This is a genomic window from Methylobacterium sp. WL103, assembly GCF_008039885.1.
Lineage (GTDB): Bacteria > Pseudomonadota > Alphaproteobacteria > Rhizobiales > Beijerinckiaceae > Methylobacterium > Methylobacterium cerastii.
Map to the genome: position 1 here is coordinate 1 of NZ_VRUX01000919.1, position 1,195 is coordinate 1,195.

The window sequence follows — 1,195 nt, forward strand, 5'->3', positions numbered from 1 at the left end:
CCTCTGCCCGCGCGGCGACGGCCGGCAGATCGAACAGCATCAGGCGCAAGCCGGGGTGGCGGGCGGCGGCGGCCGTGACGAAGGCGCCCTCCCCGCCGCCGACATCCATCAGGCAGGCGTGCGAGGCGAGCGAATAGGCGTCCAACACGTCCTCGGCGATGAGCGCCTGCGAGGCCGCCATCAGGCGGCTGTAGCCGGCCACCGCGTCAGCCTCCGCGGCGTCGGGCTCGGCGGCCATCGCGTAAGGCCAGTAGCCGGAAAGACGCGTCGGCCCCGGCTCGCCGCGCAGCAGCGCCACCGGGTCGGCGAGGTCGGCGTAGAGCATGGCATGATGCTCGATCATCGCCGCCACCGAGGGGTTGCCGATCAGCGCCGCCCCGAGGTCGGCCAGCGCCCAGCGCCCGTCGGGCAGGCGGGCGATCAGGTCGAGGGAGGCGGCGGCCTTCAACAGACGCTCCGCCCGCTCCGGCGCGAGGCGGAAGCGCTCGGCCAGGACCGCGGTCGGGAGCGGGCCGGGTCGCAGCGTGTGGAACAGGTCGAGGCGGACGCAGGCGAACAGCACCTGCGAGTAGGTGAACCCGGCGCACAGGTCGAACAGCGCCCGCGTGTTCCGCTGCGCGATGCGCCGCGTCAGGGGAAACCCGGCGGCCCAGCGCTGGAACGCCGGGCTCGCCACCCGGGCGATGCGGAACGCGCGAAAGCGCTCGCGAAGGGTGGGGCGCGGGCCGCGCGCGTGCAATCTCCCAGGTGGAGAAGGCTGGAGTGAGGAGCGTGCGTCGTCCGGAAAGGTCACGCCCCTCACACTGTCCCTCTCCCCTTGGACGAGGGGACCCGCGACCGGACCGGCATCCACCTCCGACAGCATGGAAAATCCCGCCTCAGGCGAATTCGTGGGCGAGGCTCGCGGGCAGGAATAGCCGGGTCTGTGCGGCGATCTCGGCGCGGAGCGCGTCGGCGCCGGGGCAAGTCGGGATCACCTCGATCGCCTCGGCCGAGAGGCGCTTCAGGCGATCGAGTGCGCCGCCGCGGCCGAGGAGCAGGGCGGCGTTCGGGCGCCCGAGGGTTGCGTCGCGGCCGGCCGGCTTGCCGATCTCCTCCTGGCGGCAGGCGACGTCGCGCAGGTCGTCGGCGACCTGATAGGCCTCGCCGAGGCATTCCCCGAGAAGCCGCCAGGGCAGCGGCGTGGCGCCCGCGG

2 protein-coding genes are annotated in these 1,195 nt (G+C 74.0%); both read right to left on the reverse strand.

Annotation, left to right across the window (positions count from 1 at the left end; translation table 11 throughout):
* Positions 1–739: acetylserotonin O-methyltransferase (locus FV222_RS26695; protein ID WP_246685690.1), on the reverse strand; the 739-nt coding region annotated here is incomplete at its 3' end.
* A 139-nt stretch (positions 740–878) separates the two neighbouring features.
* Positions 879–1,195, reverse strand: a 317-nt coding sequence (locus FV222_RS26700; RefSeq protein ID WP_187277492.1) for a polyprenyl synthetase family protein, incomplete at its 5' end; no start/stop codon positions are given.